Below are 21,610 nucleotides of genomic sequence, written 5' to 3'. Positions count from 1 at the left end.
ATGCTTGCGGGGCGATCGGATCCTGCAGGGCCTCTGGCCGTTACCCCTTCATCTGACCCAGTCAGAAAAACTATTTCCAAAGGAGTCGCCATGTCGCTCAGCGACCGCACGATCGCCCTTCTCATCGCTCCGCGCGGTACGGAAGAAGTCGAATTTCTGGAGCCGATGAACGCCTTGAAGAGGGCGGGCGCGCGCGTTCAAGTGATCGGCCTTCAATCTGGCCAGGCACGCACCAATGTTCATGATCTTGATCCCGGTGGCGAATATGCCGTCGACATGACCTTCTCTGACGCTGATCCTGCATCATTTGATGGCCTGGTCATTCCCGGTGGCAGTGTGGGTGCTGACAAATTGCGTGCCAGCCCCGAAGCGATATCCTTTGTCGAGGCAATCTTCGATGCGGGTAAGCCGATCGGAGCTATTTGTCATGCGCCCTGGCTTCTGATCGAAGCCAAGATAGCCCCCGGTCATTCGCTTACTTCTTATCCTTCCATCAGGACGGACATCGAAAATGCCGGCGGTCATTGGGTGGATGAGGAAGTCGTGATCGACGGTCAGTGTATCACCAGTCGCAGTCCTGATGATCTGCCGGCATTTTGTGCTGCGCTCGTCGACGCATTTGCAAACGCGTCATCGCTTTGAACGTTTTCTGGAACGGGCGGCGAACAGTGGCCGCCAATTTTCAATAGGGTGAGGATCGATGATTTTTCGTAAAAAGGCCGTACAGGGGCGGGCATTTGGCCAGTCTCGTGATGAGGCGATGCAGGACGCGGTGAAGATCGGAATTGCAGAAACCGCAGCGCGTGCCGCTGTCACTGCGACAGTCACCTTCGCGGTGGGTTGGCTGCTCAAGCGGACCTTCGAAAAAACGGTGGCGCAAAATGCGCAATCTGCCTGCAGGACAAAACCATCCATGGCAACGAATAGCCCTGCGGTGAGCTACAAACATACGCGAAAGCTGGCTGATATCGTTAGTCCCGACGCCTCCTGAAGAGAGACACGCTGGAGCTTGCGAATGACCAAGGCAGAGCGATCTTTAGGCAAGGATGCGACTGCCTGCGTGCGGCTTGACCAGAAAATTTCGAGTGAGCGCAATTCTTCGGATACAAAGCGGACATTGAGAAGTTATCGTCGGGTAAGTCATTGACTTGCGGCCCCCCTAGCCCTGCATCGAAAGATGCAGGGTTTTTAGTGTTTGGCTTTCGTTGCGGCTCCCGCGTGATGCACCGGTGACCTTCTGACCGTGGCGACCGCGATCCGGTTCGCGCGAATCTCGGCAGGATCGCTTGTGCGTAGCGTGAGTGATCCTTTGCACTCGACCCTTGTCGGGTGATGTGCGAATGCGTTGATCATCCATTTTGCAATGCTGGACATGATGATGGTGTTTGCCGACTTTCTGCGAGGTCGAAGGCGTGACCTCCTGAGTGCCCAGGATCTCGAAGCGCTTGAAGCTGCGGTAGCTGACGTGCGAAATCTGCCTCCGCGCAAGACCTTCATCTCTCGCGATCAAAATATCACCACAAGCACCTATCTCATCGAAGGCGTGATGTGCCGATACATGGATGATCGGCAGGGGGAACGACAGCTTGTTGCGGTGCATGTGGCCGGCGATTTCGTCGACCTTCATGGCTACCCGCTTGGTCATCTTGATCATGACCTCGCGACTTTGACCGCCTGTCGGGTAGCGTTGGTGCCCCATGTTGCGCTCGATCATCTTGTTGCGACGCGTCCGGCGCTCACGAAATTGCTTTGGTTCAGCACGCTCCTTGATGCTGCGATGCATCGCGAATGGATATTTCGCCTCGGCCGTCTCGATGCGATCGCGAGGGTCAGCCATTTCTTCTGCGAGACGGAAGCGAGATTGCGCGCGATCGGTCGAAGCGATGGATCGCATTTCATCCTTCCGATGACACAAGCCGATCTGGGAGAGGCGTGCGGAATTACGTCCGTTCATATGAACCGGATGCTGCGGGATCTCAAAGACCGCAACCTTCTGGCGATGCATCGCCATGATGTTCAAATTCGTGATCGAAAAGGCCTGGCGCGGTTGGGCGAATTTGATCCCGCTTACCTTTTCCTCGAAGCGCAGAATTGACGGAACCGCCCTTGCCAGCCTGTCGTTGTCGGGGCGTGGAGAAGGAGCGAAGAAGATATGCCAACCCCGGGTATCCATGAAGAAGCTGGCATTGCCTCAGCCCATGCCGGATTGATCATGCTGGATGGTCCCAACGGCATCGCAATAACACTGACAGCCAGTGCAGCGGAGGGGACGGGTCTTTCTCTGTTGCGTGCCGCAGAACTGGCGCGCGAACAGCTGGAAAAAGGACAAACCGAAGATTTTGCGGAAGAATGACGATAAGATCGTATTGATTTATATCAATCATTTAGATCATTTCGGGTTTGCTCTTTATTTTTATTGTTTCCGCAATGCAACTTTAGCCATTCATGCGGCTTTACTTTGCGGCTCGTGCGCTGGGGGAGGAACGAGGCCTATCTCCGTTAGAGGATAGCCGCATGAAGATCGCTCAAATCGCTCCCCTGGCTGAAAGTGTACCGCCCAAGCTTTACGGGGGTACCGAACGGATCGTCTCCTATCTCACCGAAGCTTTGGTGGATCAGGGGCACGAGGTGACCCTGTTCGCCAGCGGCGATTCGCAGACTTCGGCCGAGCTTGTTCCGATCACGCCGGCGGCGCTGCGACTGACCCCGGGCATCGTCGACACGATCCCCTATCATATGATGATGCTTGATGCGGTGCGGAAACGGGCGGACGAGTTTGACGCGCTCCATTTCCATATAGATCTTCTGCATCTGCCGATGATCCAGGATTTTATCGGACGCACCGTGACGACATTACATGGTCGGCTGGACCTGCCTGATCTGCCGCCATTCTATCGCTGCTTTGGCGATCACTGCCTGGTTTCGATCTCTGATCATCAACGGCAACCCATGCCCCCGGTCAATTGGGGCGCGACCATCTACCACGGTCTCCCGGCCGACCTTCTGGCCCCCAGCCTTGGCGAAAATGAAGGTTATCTCGCCTTTCTCGGGCGTATCTCGCCCGAGAAGAGACCGGACCGCGCTATTCGCATCGCAGCCCGAGCCGGCATGGAACTGCGAATTGCCGCAAAAATCGATGCGGTCGACCGCGCCTATTGGGAGGAAGAAATCGCGCCTCTTGTCAAACTATATCCCAATATTCGCTTCATCGGCGAGATCAACGAGCGACAGAAAGCCGATTTCCTCGGTGGTGCGAGCGCCTTGCTGTTTCCGATCGACTGGCCTGAGCCTTTCGGACTGGTTATGATCGAAGCAATGGCTTGCGCAACTCCGGTCATCGCCTTCCGCTGCGGATCGGTTCCGGAGGTCATTGAAGATGGGCGCTCCGGTTTCATCGTCGACAGCGAAGACGAAGCTGTCGAAGCGGTGAAACAAATTCGTCACCTCGAGCGCAAAATGGTGCGCGGCGTATTCGACGCACGGTTCACGGCTGACAGGATGGCTGCCGATTATGCCGCATTATATCATCGACTGCCCGGTGCGCGCACCGACGCAGCCTGGCTGCGTCGCCGGCGCGGCGAAGAATCGGAATTGCAGATCGTCGCATAGGAGTCGCCATGTCGCAGACCCAATCGCAGCCAGGGGTGTCGGGCATTGCAGGGGGACAGGCGCTGTCGCAGACGCAAACCCAGTTCTTCATTCCTGCGACCGCCTCGTTGCATGAACGTCGCCCACGCACACTCAAGCATGGAGACAGCTTTGCTGTCTTTGATCACAGCGGCGACGCCATATCCGGGCCTGGTAGTCACGAGGGTTTCTACCATCGCGATACGCGCCATCTTTCGCACCTGTACCTCACGGTCAATGGCATGCGCCCGATCCTGCTGAGTTCGGCGCTGCGGGACGACAATGCGATGTTGACCTGTGATCTGGCCAACCCGGACTTCCTTGGTGAGGACGGGCGCGTAGAGGTTGAGCATGATCTGATCCACCTGCGTCGCAGCCGTTTTCTATGGGACGGCGCGATCTATGAACGCATCATTGTGCGCAATTTCGACACTGCAGAGCGTTGGGTGTCGGTAGGCCTGTCCTTCGCTTCCGATTTCGCGGATCTGTTCGAGATACGTGGCATGACCAGATTGCGCCGCGGCACCATGCACGAGCCACAGGTCGGAGACGCCGATGTCCTGCTGGGCTATCGAGGACGCGATGACCTTGAACGCTCGACACATCTCCATTTTGATCCCGCACCCGCGCAACTGACGGCGGAGCAGGCGCTTTTTGAAGTCACTGTTGGCCCCGGCAGTCGATCCACATTGTTCGCACGTATCTCCTGCGAACATAGGAATGAGGTCGATCAACCCCTGCCCAAGCTATTTCTAAAATCCCTGCGCGAGGCCATGCGTGCGCTTCAGCATGCGCGACGCCGCGGTGCTTCGATGCAATCGTCCAATGACTTGTTCAATGCCGTTTCGCGGCGTTCGGTTTCCGACATCTCGATGCTCTCCACCGATACAGAATTTGGGCCTTATCCCTATGCGGGCATCCCTTGGTTCAGCACCGTTTTCGGCAGGGATGCCCTGATCACCGCCCTTCAGACGATCTGGATGGACCCAGACATTAGCCGAGGCGTGCTGGGATATCTCGCTGCGCATCAGGCGACGGATTTCGACCCGACAGCTGATGCCGAGCCAGGTAAAATTCTGCACGAAGTACGGCACGGCGAAATGGCCGAGTTGGGGGAGGTTCCTTTCCGTCATTACTATGGCAGCATCGATTCCACGCCGCTTTTCGTCATGCTGGCCGGCGCCTATCTGGAGCGCACCGGGGACCTTGAATATCTCGCTGGCTTGTTACCCAATATCGAGGCTGGATTGCGATGGATCGACACCCATGGCGATCGCGATGGCGACGGCTTCGTTGAATATGGACGCCTGACGGATCAGGGCCTGCAGAACCAAGGCTGGAAGGACAGCCATGATTCCATCTTCCATGCCGATGGCAGTATCGCCCGAGGCCCGATCGCTTTGGCTGAAGTTCAAGCCTATGTTTATGGCGCGTGGCAGGCGGCAAGAATCATCTATCGTGCGATGGGCGATCTGGATCGCTCGGAAACCTATCTCGCCCGGGCTGTCGATCTGCAGCAGCGTTTCGACGCGTCTTTCTTCGACGCGGACCTAGGGACATATGTGCTCGCGCTCGATGGGCAAAAGCAGCCCTGCCGGGTTCGTTCCTCCAACGCAGGCCATGTCCTTTACACGGGCCTGGCTCGACCAGAGCGCGCGCCCATGGTGGTGGCAACCTTGATGGCGCCCGCCTCATTTTCCGGCTGGGGCGTTAGGACGATCGCGTCGACCGAAAAACGCTACAATCCCATGAGCTATCATAATGGCTCAATCTGGCCGCACGACAATGCGCTAATTGCCGCAGGCTTTTCGCGATATGGCTTTCAGCGTCAAGCGGCGCAGATATTCGAGGGACTCTTTGCCGCTGCAACCTATGTTGATCTCATGCGGCTGCCTGAACTGTTCTGCGGTTTCCCGCGACGACGCTCCCAGGGCCCGACCTTTTATCCGGTCGCTTGCAGCCCCCAGGCATGGTCGGCGGCGGCCCCGCTGTCGCTGATCCAGGCCAGTCTTGGACTGTCGTTCGACGTCTCGTCCAGCGAAATCATTTTCCGCCAACCCACCTTGCCGACATTTCTCGACCGCCTTTTCATAAAGGCGTTGCCATTGGGCCTGGCTGAGGCGGATATCATGCTTGAGCGGCTGGGAGATACGGTGGTCGTCAAACCGCAGCATCGGGACAGTCAGGTGAGGATCGTCAGTATAGCGTGATGAGCCAGTCCTGGGAGCGCGTACAGCTGAGCCGGATAGCAGCGGCCGACTATTGCACCCACGCACAGGGCGCTGGTCCCGTTCAGCACATCAGCAATGAACGATCGGAATTTGGATGATTCCGCGCGAGCGTATCGACAATGGAGGATTGATCCTCTTCATCGCCATCTCGACGCTCGGGCTGGGTCTGATTGTTTCCGGTTTCATCTCGGCATTATTGTGGGCTGCTCTGGCGGCCTTGCTCTTTCAGCCGCTTTACAGACGTATCCTGTTCGACTGTCGCGGGCGACGCAACATGGCGGCGGCTTTGACGCTGCTCATCATTATCATAGCTGTCATCATGCCGGCCCTGATAATCGGGAGCCTCGTGATCGAGCAGGCAAGCGGCGTCTACGCAAAGATCAGAAGTGGCCAGATCGACTTTGCGACCTATTTCGGTCAGGTGCATGCTGCTTTGCCCATGCGCTTACAGCATTGGGTCGAGAATGCCGGTTTTGGCACGTTTGAGCGGGCACAAGCCAAGATCTCTCAGGCATTGAGCAACAGCGCGAGCATATTGACGCAGCGCGCATTGACCATAGGCGCGGACGCAGCAGCTTTCGTGCTTTCCTTTGGGGTGGGTCTCTATGTGAGTTTCTTTCTCCTGCGCGATGGGGAGGCGTTAGCGTCGCAGATCATCACAAGACTGCCGCTTGAACCGACCATAGCCGATCGGATTGCAACCCGCTTCGTGATCGTCGTGCGAGCGACCATAAAGGGATCGGGAATTGTCGCCCTGGCGCAAGGCATGCTGGGCGCAGCAACTTTCTGGATAGTAGGCATGCCTGCCGCCCTTCTATGGGGGGTGCTGATGGCGATTGCCGCCCTGCTACCAGCGATCGGACCTGCGATAATATGGCTGCCGGTAGCGACCTATCTGCTTGCTACGGGCGATTTTTGGCAGGCCGTCATCGTGGTAGCTTCCGGCGTTTTTGTGATCGGTCTTGTCGACAATCTCCTGCGGCCCATGCTCGTAGGTCGAGATACCGGTCTGCCGGACTGGCTCATATTGGTGACAACCCTCGGCGGTATCGAAACGCTTGGGCTCAGCGGCATCGTGGTGGGGCCGATTGCTGCGGCCTTCTTCCTGACGGGATGGGATATATTGGCAGAGCAGAAAGCCGCTTCCACGCGAGACTGAGCAGGGAATTGTTGGATTCCGTACAGCCCCCATGAACACAAGATCGACCCGCGGGAACGAACCGGCGATTGCCGCATTGTCGTCGAACCAGTGGCGCGTCTTGCAGGATCTTCGATGATGTTCAGATATGTTGCGATCAGGCAGGAAAAGGGCCGCTGGCATATCAGCGCCGAGAGCGGCCGACCGGGCGACCCAGTCCTCAATCTCGACAACAGAGGCTATACCTCGCGCATGGACGCCCTGCAGGCTGCGATGATCTACGCGCAGGACAATCGCCTGGATATTGTCGAGATGGCCCTTTGAGGCGACTGGAAGCCTGCCACGATCTCGCTCTCCCGCATGCACCGGTCGTTCGCGATGCTGTCCCCGCAGACGCGAGTCGCGGAAAAACTCGAACCGAAATCTGCGGCCATATCGATCGCCCATGAGATGAATATCACGGCTTACAATGCCATTGGATGCAGTCCCCTCGCAGCGCGACTGTGCGACCCGTCGCCGCAGCTAGGGAGGGGGCTGCGATATGAGCCAGTGTCGATCAAACTCGTTCATCACAGCTTGAAAACGTCAAGGAAAAGGCATGATCTTTAAGTCGATCCTTTTCTCGCGGGATGGTTGGGTGCCCAATAATTCCGCCATCCCGGTCGGGCTGTACCTCGGCGTGGAGCCAAGTGAGAGGATGGATCTGGCCAAGGCCTTCGAGGCACGATTTGCGAGCCATGGCTGGCTGCCTGAGTGGCGTGACAAGATCTATGATTATGATCATTATCACTCCACTGCGCATGAAGTGCTGGGAATGGCCTCGGGTCATGCCACTCTCGCACTTGGGGGATCAGCCGGATTTGAAATTGCGGTGGCAGCTGGCGATGCGCTGATGCTGCCGGCTGGCACCGGCCACCGCGCAGTCAAGCAGAGTCGGGATTTTCTGGCAGTAGGCGCTTATCCTGTCGGGCAGATCTGGGATATTTGTTGCGTTGCGCCGAGCCAGAGCATGCTGGATCGAATCAGCAACCTGCCGCTGCCCGAATATGATCCGGTCACCGGCAGCAAAACTTTTCCGCCGTAAGAGGCGGCTCCTCACGGCAGCATGCAGGCAATGCAACGAGACCAGCGCAAATCGGCACATAATCTGTACGTAGCCTGACATCCTTCACCGTCACGAAGTTCGCGAACGGAATGGACCATTTCAAATCTTTAAGCGTTCACTGCGTCATGGAGACCGGCCTGATGCAATCTTACCCCTTAATGCACTTCGTTGAGGCGCCACCCTCTCCATTGCCACACCTGGCCATTTTTGCGGACGCCGAAGAACTGCAGCGGTCCGACGACAATATTTCGTCCCGATCTTTAACCGGCCAACATGTCGCCATGGGTGGCGCCATTCTGTTAACGGCTCTCCTGTTCGCGCGTGGGCTGAGATGATTTATATTTGGACAGCTTCTACTCGATGAAAAAGGAACGCCTCTATGTTGTGGACAATTCTCCTAGGTTTCGTGGACAAAGGTTGACAGCAGGATCGGGCGTTGATTCAAGGCTGCCTTTTGGAGGTGGCGTTGGGCGAGCGTATTGGGCTGACGGAGGACGAGTGGGGGATCATCGGCACATTACTGCCATCTGAGCGTGGTCGTGGCTGTCGTCCAGCACAGGACAACCGGCTGTATTTCGAAGGCATGATGTGGATCGCCCGCACAGGTTCGCAATGGCGCCACTTGCCGGATGAATATGGCAAGTGGAACAGCGTTTTCCGCCGCTACCGGCGCTGGGTTACGACCGGGGTGTTCGAGGCGATGCTCGAGACACTGGGCGAAATGGTGGCTCGTGATGCCACTGCGGACATGATCGACAGCACCGTGGTCCGAGCACATCATTGTGCCGTCGGCATAAAAAAGGGACTCAGGAAACCGAGGCGCTTGGCCGATCGCGAGGCGGATTCAGCACAAAGCTCCACGCCCGCTGCGATGCCAAAGGCCGACCGCTCGGCTTTGTCCTGACGCCGGGCCAGAGCCACGATATCCAAGGCTTTGGCCCGCTGTTCCGTTTGATTGCTCATAAGATCGAGGCATTGTTGGCGGACAAGGGCTACGATGCAGATGCCATCCGCGAGGAATTGGCCAATGCTGACGTTGAGGCTGTCATTCCCGCCAAAAGCAATCGGCGCGATCCAATCCCACACGATCGCGAAAAATACCGTTGGCGCAATCTTGTCGAACGCCTCTTCAACAAACTCAAGAACTGGCGGCGTATCGCAACTCGATACGACAAAACCAAAGAGTCCTACCTCGGCTTCGTCAATCTCGTCTCAGCCCTGCAATGGATACCCTTTGTCCACGAAACCTAGTCCTTCTCATTCTCTGGGTTCTGGGCGCGTTCGTCATTCCGGTCGGCGGTGGCCTGATCCATCTACTCCTGGTTCTGGCCGTAATCGTTCTGGTCTATCAGTTCGTGACCGGAAGACGAGCCTGATAGGAAAAACCGGGCGCCCAAAATTAGCGATGTGAACCAGCGGAATGTTGGGGGGCTAGGCGCGAGCAACCCATGCCCCTCAATGTTCATCAAAGGCGGGATTTCTGATCACCAATATTCTCTAGTCGCTCGGAAAGTTTAAGCCATAGTTACGCCGAGCTACCATTTCTCTGCATCGTCAGTTTTACAGAAATGCCTATCACCTCGAGAGATAGTAGCTGTCCCGTCAGAGTGCTGCCGGCATTTCGATGGCCGGATCATGCCAGATCATGTCTGCGTGCAGCACTTGGACAGGCCGCTCCGTTGCTAATTCGTCGCGAACGGAAGTGTCAGAATTCGACGCGCGGGCTTGGAAGTAGTGCATGATTTCTCAGTGGCACGATCAAGGTCTCGCGCAAGATCGGATTTCGCAATATTCGCCAATCCGTTATCAGCTTTCCTCACTTGAACATCCTTGTGTGGCATGCCTACCTTCTTTTTCCAGATATTTTATTCATAACAATCCAGTGTTCATGCGGTTGCAAGACAAAGAATCTACTCCGATTTTCAATGGAACCCTCAGCAAGCCATGAGTCGATTACTCAGTTTGAAAAAGATGGCGATCGATAGGCTGCTAGGTCCTCTTCCGCGCTCTCTAAACCGACATATGTGCGCCGACGTCTCGCTCAGTCCACCCAGCTTTTGGAAAGCCCTCCCGGTTGGATAGGCTGGCTTTTGCCAGACTTCACTTCTTTCTCGGCGTTCGCGGATATCTTAATCCGTCGGCGATCAGCACGAGACACCGGAAATAGTGGCTCGTACAGCCGCGGGCGAATGCTTTCGGGTGAGCGCGATCCAAGGTCAGACCGAGCCGGGCTTGCTTACCGTCGATCAGGCTATTTGCCTCTTGAACGAGGTTGCATCAGCCTGTGCCCACCAGCGCGCAAGACGCGGATCGCGAGCGCCATCGAGCAGTTCCCCAGGCTCAACGAAGGGATAGAGTTCATCGAAGGAACGCATCTCAACTGCACTGATCCGCTGGCGCAATCCGTCCGGCGTAAACTCGTCAGGGGAATTGAGGCCGCATGCAACGACGATGTCATGCAGGGCCGACAGGGTGGATTGCTGGAACCGGGCGACACGCTGCGCCTTCTCGGGAATCACCAGGCCTCTCTGACGGGCCGGTGACTGCGTCGCCACGCCGGTCGGACAGGTGTCGGTATGGCAGCGCATGGACTGAACGCAGCCGAGCGAGAACATGAAGGCTCGCGCCGCATTGCACCAGTCTGCGCCCAAAGCCGCATTCATCGCGATCCCCGCACCCGAACTGACCTTGCCCGACGCCGCCAGTCTGATCTTCCCCTTGAGATTTGTGCCGACAAGTGCGTTGCGCGCAAGCATCAGCCCCTCCCGCAGCGGCATGCCGACCCGGTCAGACAATTCGGTGGGAGCAGCTCCGGTACCGCCCTCGGCGCCGTCAATCACGATGAAGTCGATCAGGATGCCGGTCTCGATCATCGCCTTCACGACGGCGAAAAGTTCATGGGGGTAGCCCACGCACAGTTTGATCCCGACCGGTTTGCCGCCCGAAAGTTCGCGCATCCTTCCAGCAAATTCGACAAGCTGGATCGGCGTGGAAAAGGCGCTGTGCCCAGCGGGCGACAGGCAGTCCTCGCCCATGGGCACGTCGCGGGTTTCGGCGATTTCGCGCGTTACCTTGGCCGCTGGCAATAGTCCGCCATGACCGGGCTTGGCGCCCTGGCTCAGCTTGATCTCCGTCATCTTCACCGCGTCATGGGCGGCCCGATCAGCAAAATGGCCCGGATCAAACTGGCCTTGACGGTTGCGGCAGCCGAAATAGCCCGACCCTATTTCCCACACGATGTCGCCGCCATGTTTGAGATGATAGGGCGACAGGCCGCCTTCTCCGGTGTCGTGATAGAAGGCACCGATCTTTGCGCCGAGGTTGAGCGCCTCGATAGCATTGCTGCCGAGTGCGCCGAAACTCATGGCCGAAATATTGAGGCGCGACGCCTGATAAGGCCGACTGCATTGATCCGTGCCGACATGGACCCGCGTCTCTCTGGGGGCGTCACGCGACGGTGCGATCGAATGAGCGAGCCATTCATATTCGTCGGAATAGACGTCGAGTTCTGTACCGAATGGATGGGCATCCACCTCGCCTTTGGCGCGAGCGTAGACGAGCGCCCGTTCATCATGGCTATAGGGTCGCCCATCCAGATCGCTTTCGACGAAATAGGACCTGGCAAAGGGGCGCAACCATTCAAAGAACCAGCGGAAGCGTGCGGAGGCGGGATAGTTTCGACGCAGGCTATGGTGCGACTGGAACAGATCGGTCAACGCCAGAACCATGATCGGCGCAAACAGAAGCGACAGCCATAGGTCATGGGGATGATACCAGCCAGTGGCCAGCGCTCCAATCGTGCCGACGAGCCCGATCAGCAGCAGCAGGTTTCGGGACAGCGGACGGTCGCGGGTCAATGCCGCAACCAGATTGGGTCTTTCGCTCACGACAGAAGATTTCGGATCAGTCCGACCACATCGCGGCCGCGTCCGTTCAGCACCGCCTTGGCCGAATAGAGCGCCATGCCCGCAACTTGCCCCACTTCGACCTTGGGCGGCATGACCAGTTCGAACCGATCCGTGACCACATCAAGCAGAGCCGGTCCGGGCGCGGCGAGCCAGTCCTTTACGGCCCCTTCAAGCTGGTCGGCTTGTTCAACGCGCCGGCCCCATAGACCCATCGCCTCGGCCACGCGCGCGAAATCAGGATTGACGAGGTCGGTATAGGCCTCCAGCAGGCCTTCCACCTTCTGCTCGATTTCGACGAAATCGAGTGCGCCATTATTGAACACCGCGACCTTGATCGGCAGCTTCTCCTGCACTGCGGTCAGCAGGTCGCCCAACAGCATGGCGATGCCGCCATCGCCCGACAAGGATATCACGGTCCGGTCGGGGAACGCCGCCTTGGCGCCCAGGGCCTGAGGCATCGCATTGGCCATGGTGCCATGGCTCAGGCTGATGACGGTGCGATTGTGCCCGGTGGCCGCGACATGGCGCAGGCACCATACCATCGGCGATCCACCATCGGCGGTGTAGATGCTATCGGCGGGCGCATGCCGTGAAATCATCTCGGTGAGATATTGGGGATGAATTGCCCCACCTTTGCCGATGGTCGCATGCTTGGCCTCATCCTCAACCGTTCGGGCACGATGAGCTAGCCCGTCTTATTCACCGACGGGGGCCTGAAGGGTTGGCGGGAGTGGCATAAGCCTCTGATCTGAATTAGGAACTGGGTGTCTACGCCGGCCCTGCTGCAGGGCAGAAAATGCCACAGGCCACACCCGCCATGAAAGACGATATCGCAACTTCATTCCGATTCCCAGCGGTCGGCGGGAAGAAGATCACAGCCGCGTTTGACGGTGGCCGACTGACCTCGGACGGCGGCGTTCTGCTGCTTGCGCAGGCCGAGCGCGCGATGGGGCTCTGCCGGCGGCTTGCGGGTTGCATTGCCGATCCGCGTGACCCGACGCGGGTGATCCATCGCCTCGATGACATCCTACGTGCCCGGGTGTTCGCGATCGCGTGCGGCTATGAAGATGCCGATGATCTCGACGCCCTGCGCGACGATCCGGGCTTCCGCCTGGCGCTGGGCAAGTTGCCGGGATCGGGCGCGGGGCTTGCCAGCCAACCGACGATGAGCCGCTGGGAGAATGCTCCGACCACGCGTGAGCTGGCCAGGATGATGGCCGAGATGATCGGCGTCTACTGCGCCAGCTATCCGGCTCCACCAGTGGCGGTGACGCTGGACATCGATGACACCTGCGATGTCGTGCACGGCTATCAGCAGTTGTCCTTCTGGAACGGGCATCACGGTGAGCGCTGCTTCCTGCCGATCCATGTGTACGACACCGCGACCGGTCGTCCGGTCGCGATGCTGCTGCGCACCGGTAAGACGCCGTCAGGCGCCGAAGCTGCCGGCCACATCCGGCGCCTGGTGCGTCATATCCGCCGGTACTGGCCAGAAACGCACATCACCTTCCGCGGCGACGGGCATTATGGCCGCCCCGAAGTCATGGCCTTCTGCGAGGCCCACCGCGTCGATTACGTGTTCGGCTTGCCGACCAATGCCGCGCTACGTGCTGATCCGGTCATCGTTGCCATCGCAGACGCCTGCGCGGTCAAGCGGGCCACGGCCCAGTATCCGGTCCTGCGCAACTATGCCGAGACGCACTACGGCGCAAAGAGCTGGAACTGCCAGCGCCGCGTCGTCGCCCGGATCGAGGCCAGCACGCTGGGCATGGATATCCGCTACGTCGTCACCTCGCTGACCGAAGGCTCGGCCGAGCATATCTACGACACGCTTTACTGCGCGCGCGGCCAAGCCGAAAACCTGATCAAGCGCCACAAGGCTCAACTCGCCAGCGATCGCACCTCGTGCCGCTCAGCCAATGCCAATCAAATGCGCCTCATCCTACACACCGCCGCCTACTGGCTGTTGTGGCGCGTCCAGCAGGCGATCCCCAAGACCACCGCGCTGGCCACGGCCGAGTTCGCAACGCTACGCTTGCGGCTGCTCAAGGTGGCTGCCCGCGTCATCGAAACCTCCTCGCGTATCCGTCTCGCCTTCGCGTCAGCCTGCCCGGAGGCCGACGTGTTCAAAGCAATCGCCACCAGTCTCCGGCCAGCACCGACATAGCCAGTGCGGCAGTGCCGCCGAAAGCCCGAGCCCTCGTCCATCAACCTCGAAAAGCCCTTTGCTCCTGCTGCGGTGAAAAACGCCGGCGCTGGCGCTCGCCCAGATCACGCGGCAACCGACCCACCAAACCCGAAATACCCCAGTGCAGCGGGCTCATGAATAAGCCGGGCTAGGCATTCGTTGAGAAACGCGCGTTCGCTACGCGATGCTATGCGTGGCAGCAGCGCTTCGATCGTTGCAGCAACATCGCCCACGACGCCAAGGTCGACAGGATGGCGTCGTCCCAGATGGCTACCATCTATGTCGACCTGGATGATAGTTGCCTTTTCGGGATAAAATTGCCGCCAGGCAAAATCGCAGCCCAGCAGCAGCAGCGTGTCGCAGGCCATCAGCGCATGATAGCCCGCCTCACCGCCGAATATGCCGGTCATCCCGACATTGAATGCATTGTCATGCTCCAGGAAATCCTTGGCGCGCGAGGTATGGGCGACCGGTGCCTGGAGCGCGTGCGCCAAGGCAATGATCTGATCATGGGCGCCCTCGCAACCCGATCCACCGTAGATGGCGATCTTCTTGCCCTTGGCGATCTCAGCGGCGATGCGGTCGATATCCGCATCGGTCGGGCGTATGAGCGGACGGGCGGGATGAACCGCAAAGGGTGGCTCGTCGGGGGCCTTGGCGCTCGAGACATCCGCAGGCACGATCAGTACCGCCACCCCTTTCTTCGCCAGAGCGGCCTGGGCTGCCATCGCGGTCTTGCGCCGTGCCTGTGCGGGCGTCCTGATCTCTTCACAGAATACGCTGCAGCTCTGGTAGATTGACCGGAAGTCGACCTCCTGTGGGAAGTCGAATCCCAGCTCATCGCGAACGATCTGGCTGGCAATCAGGACCACGGGCGCGCGATTGCGGTGGGATTCGAACAGGCCATTGATGAAGTGGAGACTGCCGGGGCCGCAGGAGCCCGCACACAGGGCCAATTCGCCGGTCAGCATCGAGTCTGCCCCCGCTGCAAATCCGCCCGCCTCCTCGTGGCGCACATGAACCCAGCGAATGTCGCTTTTGCGGATGGCGTCAGTCACATGGTTGAGGGTGTCGCCCGGGACGCCGTAGCAGCGCCTAGCCCCGGCTGCCGCGAGCGTTTCCACGATTACCTGCGCCACTGTGGTCATGAACTGTTCCCCGATAGCATCTTGAGATGCAGGGGTAAGCGGCGAGCGGCACCCATGTTCCGTTACAAATGAGTTATGTTGGACGGCGCTCGGTCGTCTGGTGGCTGCCTGGCACCTCTTTCCGTTACAACGGGCTGCCCCTCGTCAGCTGCGAGCCGATAGAAGCGCCACACGCCATCAGGCAAGCGCGACGCTCAACGGGCCATCCGTGGGCATATCATCGATAGCGCCGCACTTGGGGGCGGTAGCCAGGGCATTGGCACTGGAGAATTTCGGCAGCGCCAGCAGGCTTAGCGCATAGCCGATGATGGCGCTACCGCCATAGCCCACAACCGGCGTCGGATAATTGCCCAGGGCAGCCGCCAGGATCGCGGCGGACCAGACGGCGCCGAAAGCGACATAGATTGCGCGGCTCTGGGCAGCCCGGCGCCAACCAATGACTGAAGGGACGACGAGCAGCATCAAGCCGCCCAATACCGCCAGTCCCGCAACGGCATGAAGGTCGAACGATGAATAGAGAATCTGATCGACATAGGGTACTGCGGGCAGTCTGTCGGCACGGATCAGCGTTGCCGCAAAGCTCGCGGCGCTGGCAGCAAGTGCGGTGCACACATGTCGATCGGGGCGCGTGACCGCAAGCGCGGTTAGGCAGATCACGAGCATCGCCGCCATCGCGCGATCGGGCTGAAGCGCCATTGCGACCGCAGCCGCGACGATGCTGACAGTCGCGGGGACGTTTCGAAAACGCGAAAATGCGACGAGCATTGTCGGCAAGAGGATCAGACTTGGCTGCATCGCCAATCCGCCCCAATAAACCCAGCGCGCTATTCCATCGGCTTGGGAGCCGAAAAGAGCTGTTGCCAACAATGCGCCTGCCATCATGAGGTTTGCCCCGTCCGTCCAACCTTGCCCCGATCGGGCCGCGCGTTCCAGCAGCAGCAGCAGAGTCAAGCCGATGATCAAGGCGCCCAGGTTCACCCCAAGATAGCGCATCGGCGCGCCGGCGATCGCCATATAGGCAGTGCCGAGCAGGACAGCGCTGGTCAGACAGACGATGCCCAGCGCACGGGGACGACGTGTAGCGGCGTTGACGATATGCATGATGGTCGATCCTTCCGGACGGGAAACATGGTCACCAACAGGCGAGGCGAAGATGGTCAGCAGGCGGGATGCGACCGCACGCGGCATGAGCCCACATAGGCTGCCGAGCGTGAATAAGAGAGCCTTGCTGTCATCCGGGATGGCAGCGGCTTCGCAACGGATCGCCCATCCCCATCGCTGCAAAGGCGTGGGCAGCGTAGCTTGCAGCGCACGACAGGCCAGATCGATCAAGCGGCGACGAAGCCCTATGCTCATATGGTTGCCTGCCGGCTGCGCACGGCAGTTGTGACCGGATGACCGGGAGGATTGGCGCGGGCAAGCTGCACACCGCTCGCCGTCAACCGATAAGCGTGCCGTGGCGGGCGGCCAGCTTCAACTGGCTGCTGCCATTCTGCTTCCAGATGTCCCTGAGCTTCCAGGCGGATGAGGAGCGGATAGAGTGTGCCGGATTTCACATCAGCGCGGCGCGCCAATTCATATCCGTGCGACCATTGGCCATCGGCATCGAGCAGGATGGCAAGCACCATCCGGGCGCGAGAGGACAAGGAACGTGTTCGAGACATGATCGATAAATCTACCTATATCGATTTATTGTCAAGCTTCAGTCGGAATGAGCATGGAAGCGCGCCAAAATGTTGCTCGAGATTGACCGATTGCCGATCGTCCCACTAAGTTCCGCACACGGATTTGATGACAGGCTTTTCACACAACCTGAGCAGGAAAAGGCATGACGGAAGAAGAAGCTTACGCGCTCAGACTGCAATCCGTCGCCACCACCAAGCTGGCCCAGACCACGCTTGAATTCGCTATCAACATCGCGCGACTGCAGGGATTGTCCCTCGATCTGGAAGGCGCTGCCCAAGCGCACCTCAATTGTGAACTGGATCACAGCCTCGACCCGAAAAGCCTGGCAATAGAAGGTGACGCGCGCATGATTGTCGCAGAGACGCTCCTCGCCTTCGCGCGCAAGTCGGGCTGCTGATCGCAGGCCTCGCAAAAGATCTGCCGCTGCTGCTGACCACGCTTTCGGAGAGCGTGGCCAAAGCTCCATCCGATCCATCATTTTGTGCAGCACGGCATGTTAAAGCCTTGCATGCCGCAGCCCCTAGGCCAGTTACTGGCCCAGCTTGAAAAGCCCATGGCGAAAGCTAACGGAACGGCACAAATTGTTGCTCGTTCATGTCTCCATGAAGCCATTCGCGCCTGCAGAACGTGTTCCCTATCTCCATGCCCGTCGCGACCTCAAAATGGCACGGTCGGCCCATGCTTATGTGCGGGGCAACACGGCACGTTTCTACGAATGGCTGGAAGACAGCAGGCTTGCCCGGATCGTCCCGGAAGGGCCCGCGATCTGGATCTGCGGGGACTGCCATCTTGGCAATCTTGGTCCGTTAGCGGATAGCGACGGCAATGTCGCAATCCAGATACGCGATCTAGATCAGGCGGTCATTGGCAATCCCGCACGCGATCTTATCCGCCTTGGCCTGTCACTTGCGACCGCGGCGCGCGGTTCCGATCTTCCAGGCGTCATCACCGCTCGCATGCTGGAAGAGATGATTGCGGGCTACGCCGAAGCCTTTTCCGACCCGGACCAGGACGAGCGGCAGGCCCAGCAGGAACCTGAAGCGGTGCGCACGGTTCGCCGCCGTGCTCTCAACCGCAAATGGCGTCATCTGGCCAAAGAGCGGCTGGAGGCGATTGAACCCTGTATTCCTCTTGGCAAGCGATTTTGGCCGCTCGATGAAAAGGAATATGCGGCCCTGCGCGATGTCGTGATCCATCCACCTGTCAGCGCGATGATCCTGTCTCTCGATCATCGCGGGAAAGAACGCACACCTGTCATGGCGGACGCTGCCTATTGGATGAAGGGTTGCAGTTCGCTTGGCCTTCTGCGGTTCGCCGCGGTCGTCACCTTGAAAGGAAAGAAGCGCACCGATCATGCGCTGGTCGACCTCAAGGAAGCTGTTCAACCTGTCGCGCCGATCGCGTCCGGAGCCTGCATGCCGGATGATCCTGCTGAACGCGTGCTGGCAGCAGCACGCGCCCTATCTCCGCATTTGGGCGAGCGCATGGCCGCAGCAAGGATGCTTGGACATTCGATCTTCGTTCGCGAACTGATGCCGCAAGACCTCAAGATCGAGGCAGAACAATTTTCTCGGGGCGAGGCCCTAAAAGCCGCGCGATATCTCGCCTTCGTTGTGGGAAAAGCCCATGCTCGACAAATGGACAAAGCGACACGCCGCGCATGGCTCACGACCTTGCGCAACGGCCGATCGAACGGCATGGATGCCCCATCCTGGCTATGGCGGGCCGTAGTCGCCTTGGCGGCGCGACATGAAGCAGGCTATCTCGACCATTGTCGCATTTATGCGCTGGCGCGCTGAGACATCGTTCGCCTGGGAAGGATGCTCAGCCGTGCGGACGTGCCGACTGCGCTCGGTAAAATCACACTGATCGAGATTAAAGCGACAGCGGCGACCGGGAACGCCCCTCTTGGCTAGGGATTGTCCTTCTGGCGGGACAATAATTGTCTCGAGCAGATTGGAGAGTATCATGAGCATTGAAGGCAAGGCCAAGGAAGCCGCCGGTTACATTAAGGAAGAAGCTTTCGAGCATGGCAAATCGCTTGAAAGCCAGAAGAAGGCCCAGGAAGGCCGCGACCTTCGCAACGAAGGCCGGGTGGAAGATGGCAAGCTACCCAAGACCGACAAGCCCGGCACCGGCGACTGACGGTCCTCCGCGCGAAAATCGCCGCCCCGTGCCGGGGCGGCGATTTTCATTGGAGCGCCTCTATTTTAGCGGTTTGTAGCTGCATCTGAATTTCAGCGGTCGGGCTGGCAGGCTTGGCGTCAAATGGATGTGGAGCTGTTCCCCGACCATCGTGTCGAGCGCGAAAGCCTGCTCCGCCTCATATATGTCGTCGCGATGAGCGTCCTTCCAGCCAGCTACGGCCTCGATCGCCTTTGCCTTCGCCCGCGACAGGCTGGTTGCCACGACGAACATGTTGCGATGCTGCTCCGCGAAATCCGTCGGATCATATCCTCCCAGATTGACATAATATAGCCTCTCGGCGCCCATCCATCGCTCGGGGCGCAAAGTGACATTGTAGCCATCGGCATGATCTATCACGGCCCAGCAGTCTATGTGCAGGGTGCCTGGGGTGCCCCACCATTGTTCGCGCAATGCTGCATGGGTGTCCGTGATCGTATCAGCGACGACGAACCGCATATCGTGGATTTCGATATGGGCTCTGGGATGTTCGCCACCCACATATATTGCAAAAAGCTTCACAATGACACTCCGGGCTGTTGCTCGGGTCGTACAGGCGATCGCGATGGGCGTTTCGCGATAGCGCAAGCCAGTTCGGCGCCGACTACCAGGCCCATTTCATGGGAGCTGGTGATGCCCTGGACGAAGGGATGGCGACCAAGAATGAAAGGCAGGCTCAGACAGAATATGCGTCGCGCCGCCGGATCGCCAGAGACAGGATGATAGCGCTCGTCAATTGCGACACCTTTGACGCTGCAGCCTTGCGTGTCTGCGGCATCTTGGACGATTTCCTGTTCGATCAGTGTTGGGAAGGGGAATGCGTCAACATCGAGTGGACGCTGTCCGGTTGCTTCGATGAACACAGGATAATGGTGATCTTCGCCATCGATCAACACATGCGCACCGGGGTCGGCTCCATGACTATCGATCCTGTAAGTCTCACCCAATGCCTTCACATCCAATTTTTTTGCCTGGTGCAGCGCTATCAGGCGTTCGATGGAAAGGTGCGGCACTGTTGCATAGTCGTCGATGAAGATCGGCTTTAGAAAGCGATCAAACCGCTCGAGTTCATCTTCATCAAGATGCGGAACGATCAGTGCGATCACCTCATGCATCCGCAAGATGGCATAGCGCCATGGAACGGTGACTTCCTTGGCGAAGTTGCGCTTGGCTTCTGCCAGGTTGGTCGCTGCCCACTCAAATGGATCGACGTCGGCGCGCTCTCCAAAATAGCGATTCGAAAACTGTTCGGGCGCGAGGTCTCCAAGCATTATGCGTTTCGCATAATCCGGGTCAGCCTCCTGCAGCTCCTGCCGGAAAAGCGCGTAGGCTCGACCGAGAATATCGCCTTCTCCATCCTCGATCAGGCTTGTGATCGCTGCTTCCGTGCAGATCGAAAGCGGTATGTAGGGGATGGTATGGTAGAAATCAGCTTCCGGAAGCAGGCCCTTGCGCGACATCATCGTTATCTGAAGCTTTTCATGGCCGGGCTTTGATCGATATGTCAGAGCTCCGCCGTTCCGGCATTCGAACTGACCGTGGGCGACAGCCAGAGCCACCACAGCATCAATGGCCGTCAGTGAGCTTCCGCGCAGCCCAACCTTTGTGGCGGGAATCCGCTGAAGCGCGCTTGCCGGCCATGGGCTCAGATAATAGCCGGGTCGCACTTCGGGCTCTTCGGGCCACTGATGCCCGGTCGCCAGGACGACATAATCAAACCACTCGATTGACTGGGGTAGGCGGGCAGGGGCGACCATCAGCTTCAGGCTGTCTCCTTCAACTTCAATGTCGACCACCTTAGTTCGCGCGCGGACTTGAACGTCGATCCCCTTCAGCCGGGCGCGCTCGACCAGTTGGGTGAACTGGTCGAGAAAGAACCGGCCGAGCGCTACCCGCGGGTAGAAAGTCCGTTCGTCGACGCCTGATGGATCAATGCCGAGTGCGCGAAGCCGATCCCCATCCTGCCGGCTGAGCCAATCGATCAACGTTTCGGCCAGAGGCGGAATTTCGACGCTCGCAATGTTGGACAGCATCGCAGGATCATTCCAGCCTGGCCGATATGGGGTGCCCAGACCTGGCTGAGACTGCAGCTCAAATATGGTGATATTAGCGTCAGGCCGGCCTGGTAAATTGCCTAGGGCTTCAATCAGCGCGTTCAACGTATAGATGGTGGTCGGACCTGCGCCGACGAAAGCGATTGCGGTAGCCATGTCAGTGCAATTCCCGTGGCGCCATTGAGTGCCATGGTAACTGCCATAGTTGATGCGAATTAAGCTCTTTTCCTATTGGCGCCACGCGGTATCGGCACCGTATCAGCTTGCAGAACAGGACCTCAAAGCCCGGCCTCCCGCCCTCGGCCACGACAGATCGCCCCAGCTGAACGCCGTTTTCACCA

General features: G+C 58.8%; 19 protein-coding genes and 3 pseudogenes. 15 read left to right on the top strand and 7 right to left on the bottom strand.

Annotated elements, in window-relative coordinates:
- Positions 1-90 precede the first annotated feature (90 nt).
- The 11 genes and pseudogenes from N6H05_RS02895 (at position 91) to N6H05_RS02840 (ending at position 9,477) form a co-directional block, all read left to right on the top strand.
- Entirely contained in the window at positions 91-642 is a 552-nt protein-coding gene (locus tag N6H05_RS02895) for a type 1 glutamine amidotransferase domain-containing protein (RefSeq protein ID WP_284112631.1), read from the top strand.
- Positions 643-700: 58 nt separating this feature from the next.
- Positions 701-991: a hypothetical protein gene (locus N6H05_RS02890; RefSeq protein WP_284112630.1), complete on the top strand. Its 291-nt coding sequence runs from the start codon at positions 701-703 to the stop codon at positions 989-991.
- Between the two features lie 387 nt (positions 992-1,378).
- Entirely contained in the window at positions 1,379-2,095 is a 717-nt protein-coding gene (locus N6H05_RS02885) for a Crp/Fnr family transcriptional regulator (protein ID WP_284114153.1), read from the top strand.
- Positions 2,096-2,152: 57 nt separating this feature from the next.
- Complete coding sequence (locus N6H05_RS02880; protein WP_284112629.1) at positions 2,153-2,353, top strand: hypothetical protein; 201 nt, start codon at positions 2,153-2,155, stop codon at positions 2,351-2,353.
- A 161-nt stretch (positions 2,354-2,514) separates the two neighbouring features.
- Positions 2,515-3,609, top strand: coding sequence for a glycosyltransferase family 4 protein (locus N6H05_RS02875; RefSeq protein ID WP_284112628.1), 1,095 nt, complete (start codon positions 2,515-2,517; stop codon positions 3,607-3,609).
- 8 nt (positions 3,610-3,617) lie between these two features.
- Complete coding sequence (locus tag N6H05_RS02870) at positions 3,618-5,837, top strand: amylo-alpha-1,6-glucosidase (RefSeq protein ID WP_284112627.1); 2,220 nt, start codon at positions 3,618-3,620, stop codon at positions 5,835-5,837.
- Between the two features lie 115 nt (positions 5,838-5,952).
- Complete coding sequence (locus tag N6H05_RS02865) at positions 5,953-7,017, top strand: AI-2E family transporter (RefSeq protein WP_284112626.1); 1,065 nt, start codon at positions 5,953-5,955, stop codon at positions 7,015-7,017.
- 114 nt (positions 7,018-7,131) lie between these two features.
- Positions 7,132-7,320: a hypothetical protein gene (locus tag N6H05_RS02860; RefSeq protein WP_284112624.1), complete on the top strand. Its 189-nt coding sequence runs from the start codon at positions 7,132-7,134 to the stop codon at positions 7,318-7,320.
- 274 nt (positions 7,321-7,594) lie between these two features.
- Positions 7,595-8,080: a cupin gene (locus N6H05_RS02855; protein WP_284112623.1), complete on the top strand. Its 486-nt coding sequence runs from the start codon at positions 7,595-7,597 to the stop codon at positions 8,078-8,080.
- Between the two features lie 481 nt (positions 8,081-8,561).
- Positions 8,562-9,352 (top strand): annotated as a pseudogene (locus N6H05_RS28235) (IS5 family transposase).
- On the top strand, positions 9,325-9,477 hold the full coding sequence (locus N6H05_RS02840; protein ID WP_284112622.1) for a lmo0937 family membrane protein: 153 nt from the start codon (positions 9,325-9,327) through the stop codon (positions 9,475-9,477). The pseudogene N6H05_RS28235 and the gene N6H05_RS02840 overlap by 28 nt, the downstream one beginning before the upstream one ends.
- An 870-nt stretch (positions 9,478-10,347) precedes the next feature.
- On the opposite strand, the gene N6H05_RS02835 is transcribed toward N6H05_RS02840, so the two are convergent.
- Together N6H05_RS02835 and N6H05_RS02830 are read right to left on the bottom strand one after the other, a co-directional pair.
- Positions 10,348-11,988 carry an FMN-binding glutamate synthase family protein gene (locus N6H05_RS02835; protein WP_284112621.1) on the bottom strand — a complete coding sequence of 547 codons (1,641 nt, stop codon included), beginning with the start codon at positions 11,986-11,988 and terminating at the stop codon, positions 10,348-10,350.
- A pseudogene (locus N6H05_RS02830) lies at positions 11,985-12,698 on the bottom strand (thiamine pyrophosphate-dependent enzyme); the annotation flags it as partial. The pseudogene N6H05_RS02830 and the gene N6H05_RS02835, both read right to left, overlap by 4 nt.
- A gap of 128 nt (positions 12,699-12,826) precedes the next feature.
- Here N6H05_RS02830 and N6H05_RS02825 point away from each other — a divergent pair.
- Positions 12,827-14,176, top strand: coding sequence for an IS1380 family transposase (locus tag N6H05_RS02825; protein ID WP_502958942.1), 1,350 nt, complete (start codon positions 12,827-12,829; stop codon positions 14,174-14,176).
- Between the two features lie 152 nt (positions 14,177-14,328).
- On the opposite strand, the pseudogene N6H05_RS02820 reads toward N6H05_RS02825, so the two are convergent.
- The 3 genes and pseudogenes from N6H05_RS02820 to N6H05_RS02810 form a co-directional block, all read right to left on the bottom strand.
- A pseudogene (locus tag N6H05_RS02820) lies at positions 14,329-15,345 on the bottom strand (thiamine pyrophosphate-binding protein); the annotation flags it as partial.
- Between the two features lie 177 nt (positions 15,346-15,522).
- Positions 15,523-16,677, bottom strand: coding sequence for a hypothetical protein (locus tag N6H05_RS02815; RefSeq protein ID WP_284112620.1), 1,155 nt, complete (start codon positions 16,675-16,677; stop codon positions 15,523-15,525).
- Positions 16,678-16,697: 20 nt separating this feature from the next.
- Positions 16,698-16,973: a PadR family transcriptional regulator gene (locus tag N6H05_RS02810; RefSeq protein WP_199909682.1), complete on the bottom strand. Its 276-nt coding sequence runs from the start codon at positions 16,971-16,973 to the stop codon at positions 16,698-16,700.
- A 200-nt stretch (positions 16,974-17,173) separates the two neighbouring features.
- Here N6H05_RS02810 and N6H05_RS02805 point away from each other — a divergent pair, with 200 nt between their 5' ends.
- From N6H05_RS02805 to N6H05_RS02795, 3 genes are all read left to right on the top strand, one after another.
- Positions 17,174-17,428 (top strand): hypothetical protein, encoded by a 255-nt coding sequence (locus N6H05_RS02805; protein WP_284112619.1) that lies wholly within the window; start codon positions 17,174-17,176, stop codon positions 17,426-17,428.
- Positions 17,429-17,633: 205 nt separating this feature from the next.
- A complete protein-coding gene (locus tag N6H05_RS02800) occupies positions 17,634-18,830 on the top strand; it encodes a DUF2252 family protein (RefSeq protein ID WP_284114152.1) in 1,197 nt (398 codons plus the stop codon).
- Positions 18,831-18,999: 169 nt separating this feature from the next.
- Positions 19,000-19,176 carry a hypothetical protein gene (locus tag N6H05_RS02795; RefSeq protein WP_284112618.1) on the top strand — a complete coding sequence of 59 codons (177 nt, stop codon included), beginning with the start codon at positions 19,000-19,002 and terminating at the stop codon, positions 19,174-19,176.
- A gap of 60 nt (positions 19,177-19,236) precedes the next feature.
- Here the strand turns inward: N6H05_RS02795 and N6H05_RS02790 are convergent, their stop codons facing one another.
- Both N6H05_RS02790 and N6H05_RS02785 read right to left on the bottom strand, forming a co-directional pair.
- Positions 19,237-19,803, bottom strand: a complete 567-nt coding sequence (locus N6H05_RS02790) for a DUF1543 domain-containing protein (RefSeq protein WP_284112617.1) — start codon at positions 19,801-19,803, stop codon at positions 19,237-19,239.
- The gene (locus N6H05_RS02785) at positions 19,734-21,425 is read right to left on the bottom strand and encodes an FAD/NAD(P)-binding protein (RefSeq protein WP_284112616.1); all 1,692 of its coding nucleotides are present in this window, start codon (positions 21,423-21,425) and stop codon (positions 19,734-19,736) included. Before N6H05_RS02785 ends, N6H05_RS02790 begins: the two co-directional genes overlap by 70 nt.
- Positions 21,426-21,610: the final 185 nt, after the last annotated feature.

The organism is Sphingobium sp. WTD-1 (genome assembly GCF_030128825.1).
Taxonomy (GTDB): Bacteria; Pseudomonadota; Alphaproteobacteria; order Sphingomonadales; family Sphingomonadaceae; genus Sphingobium.
Note: the sequence above shows the minus strand (reverse complement) of the source record. Positions and strands in the feature narration are given on the sequence as shown.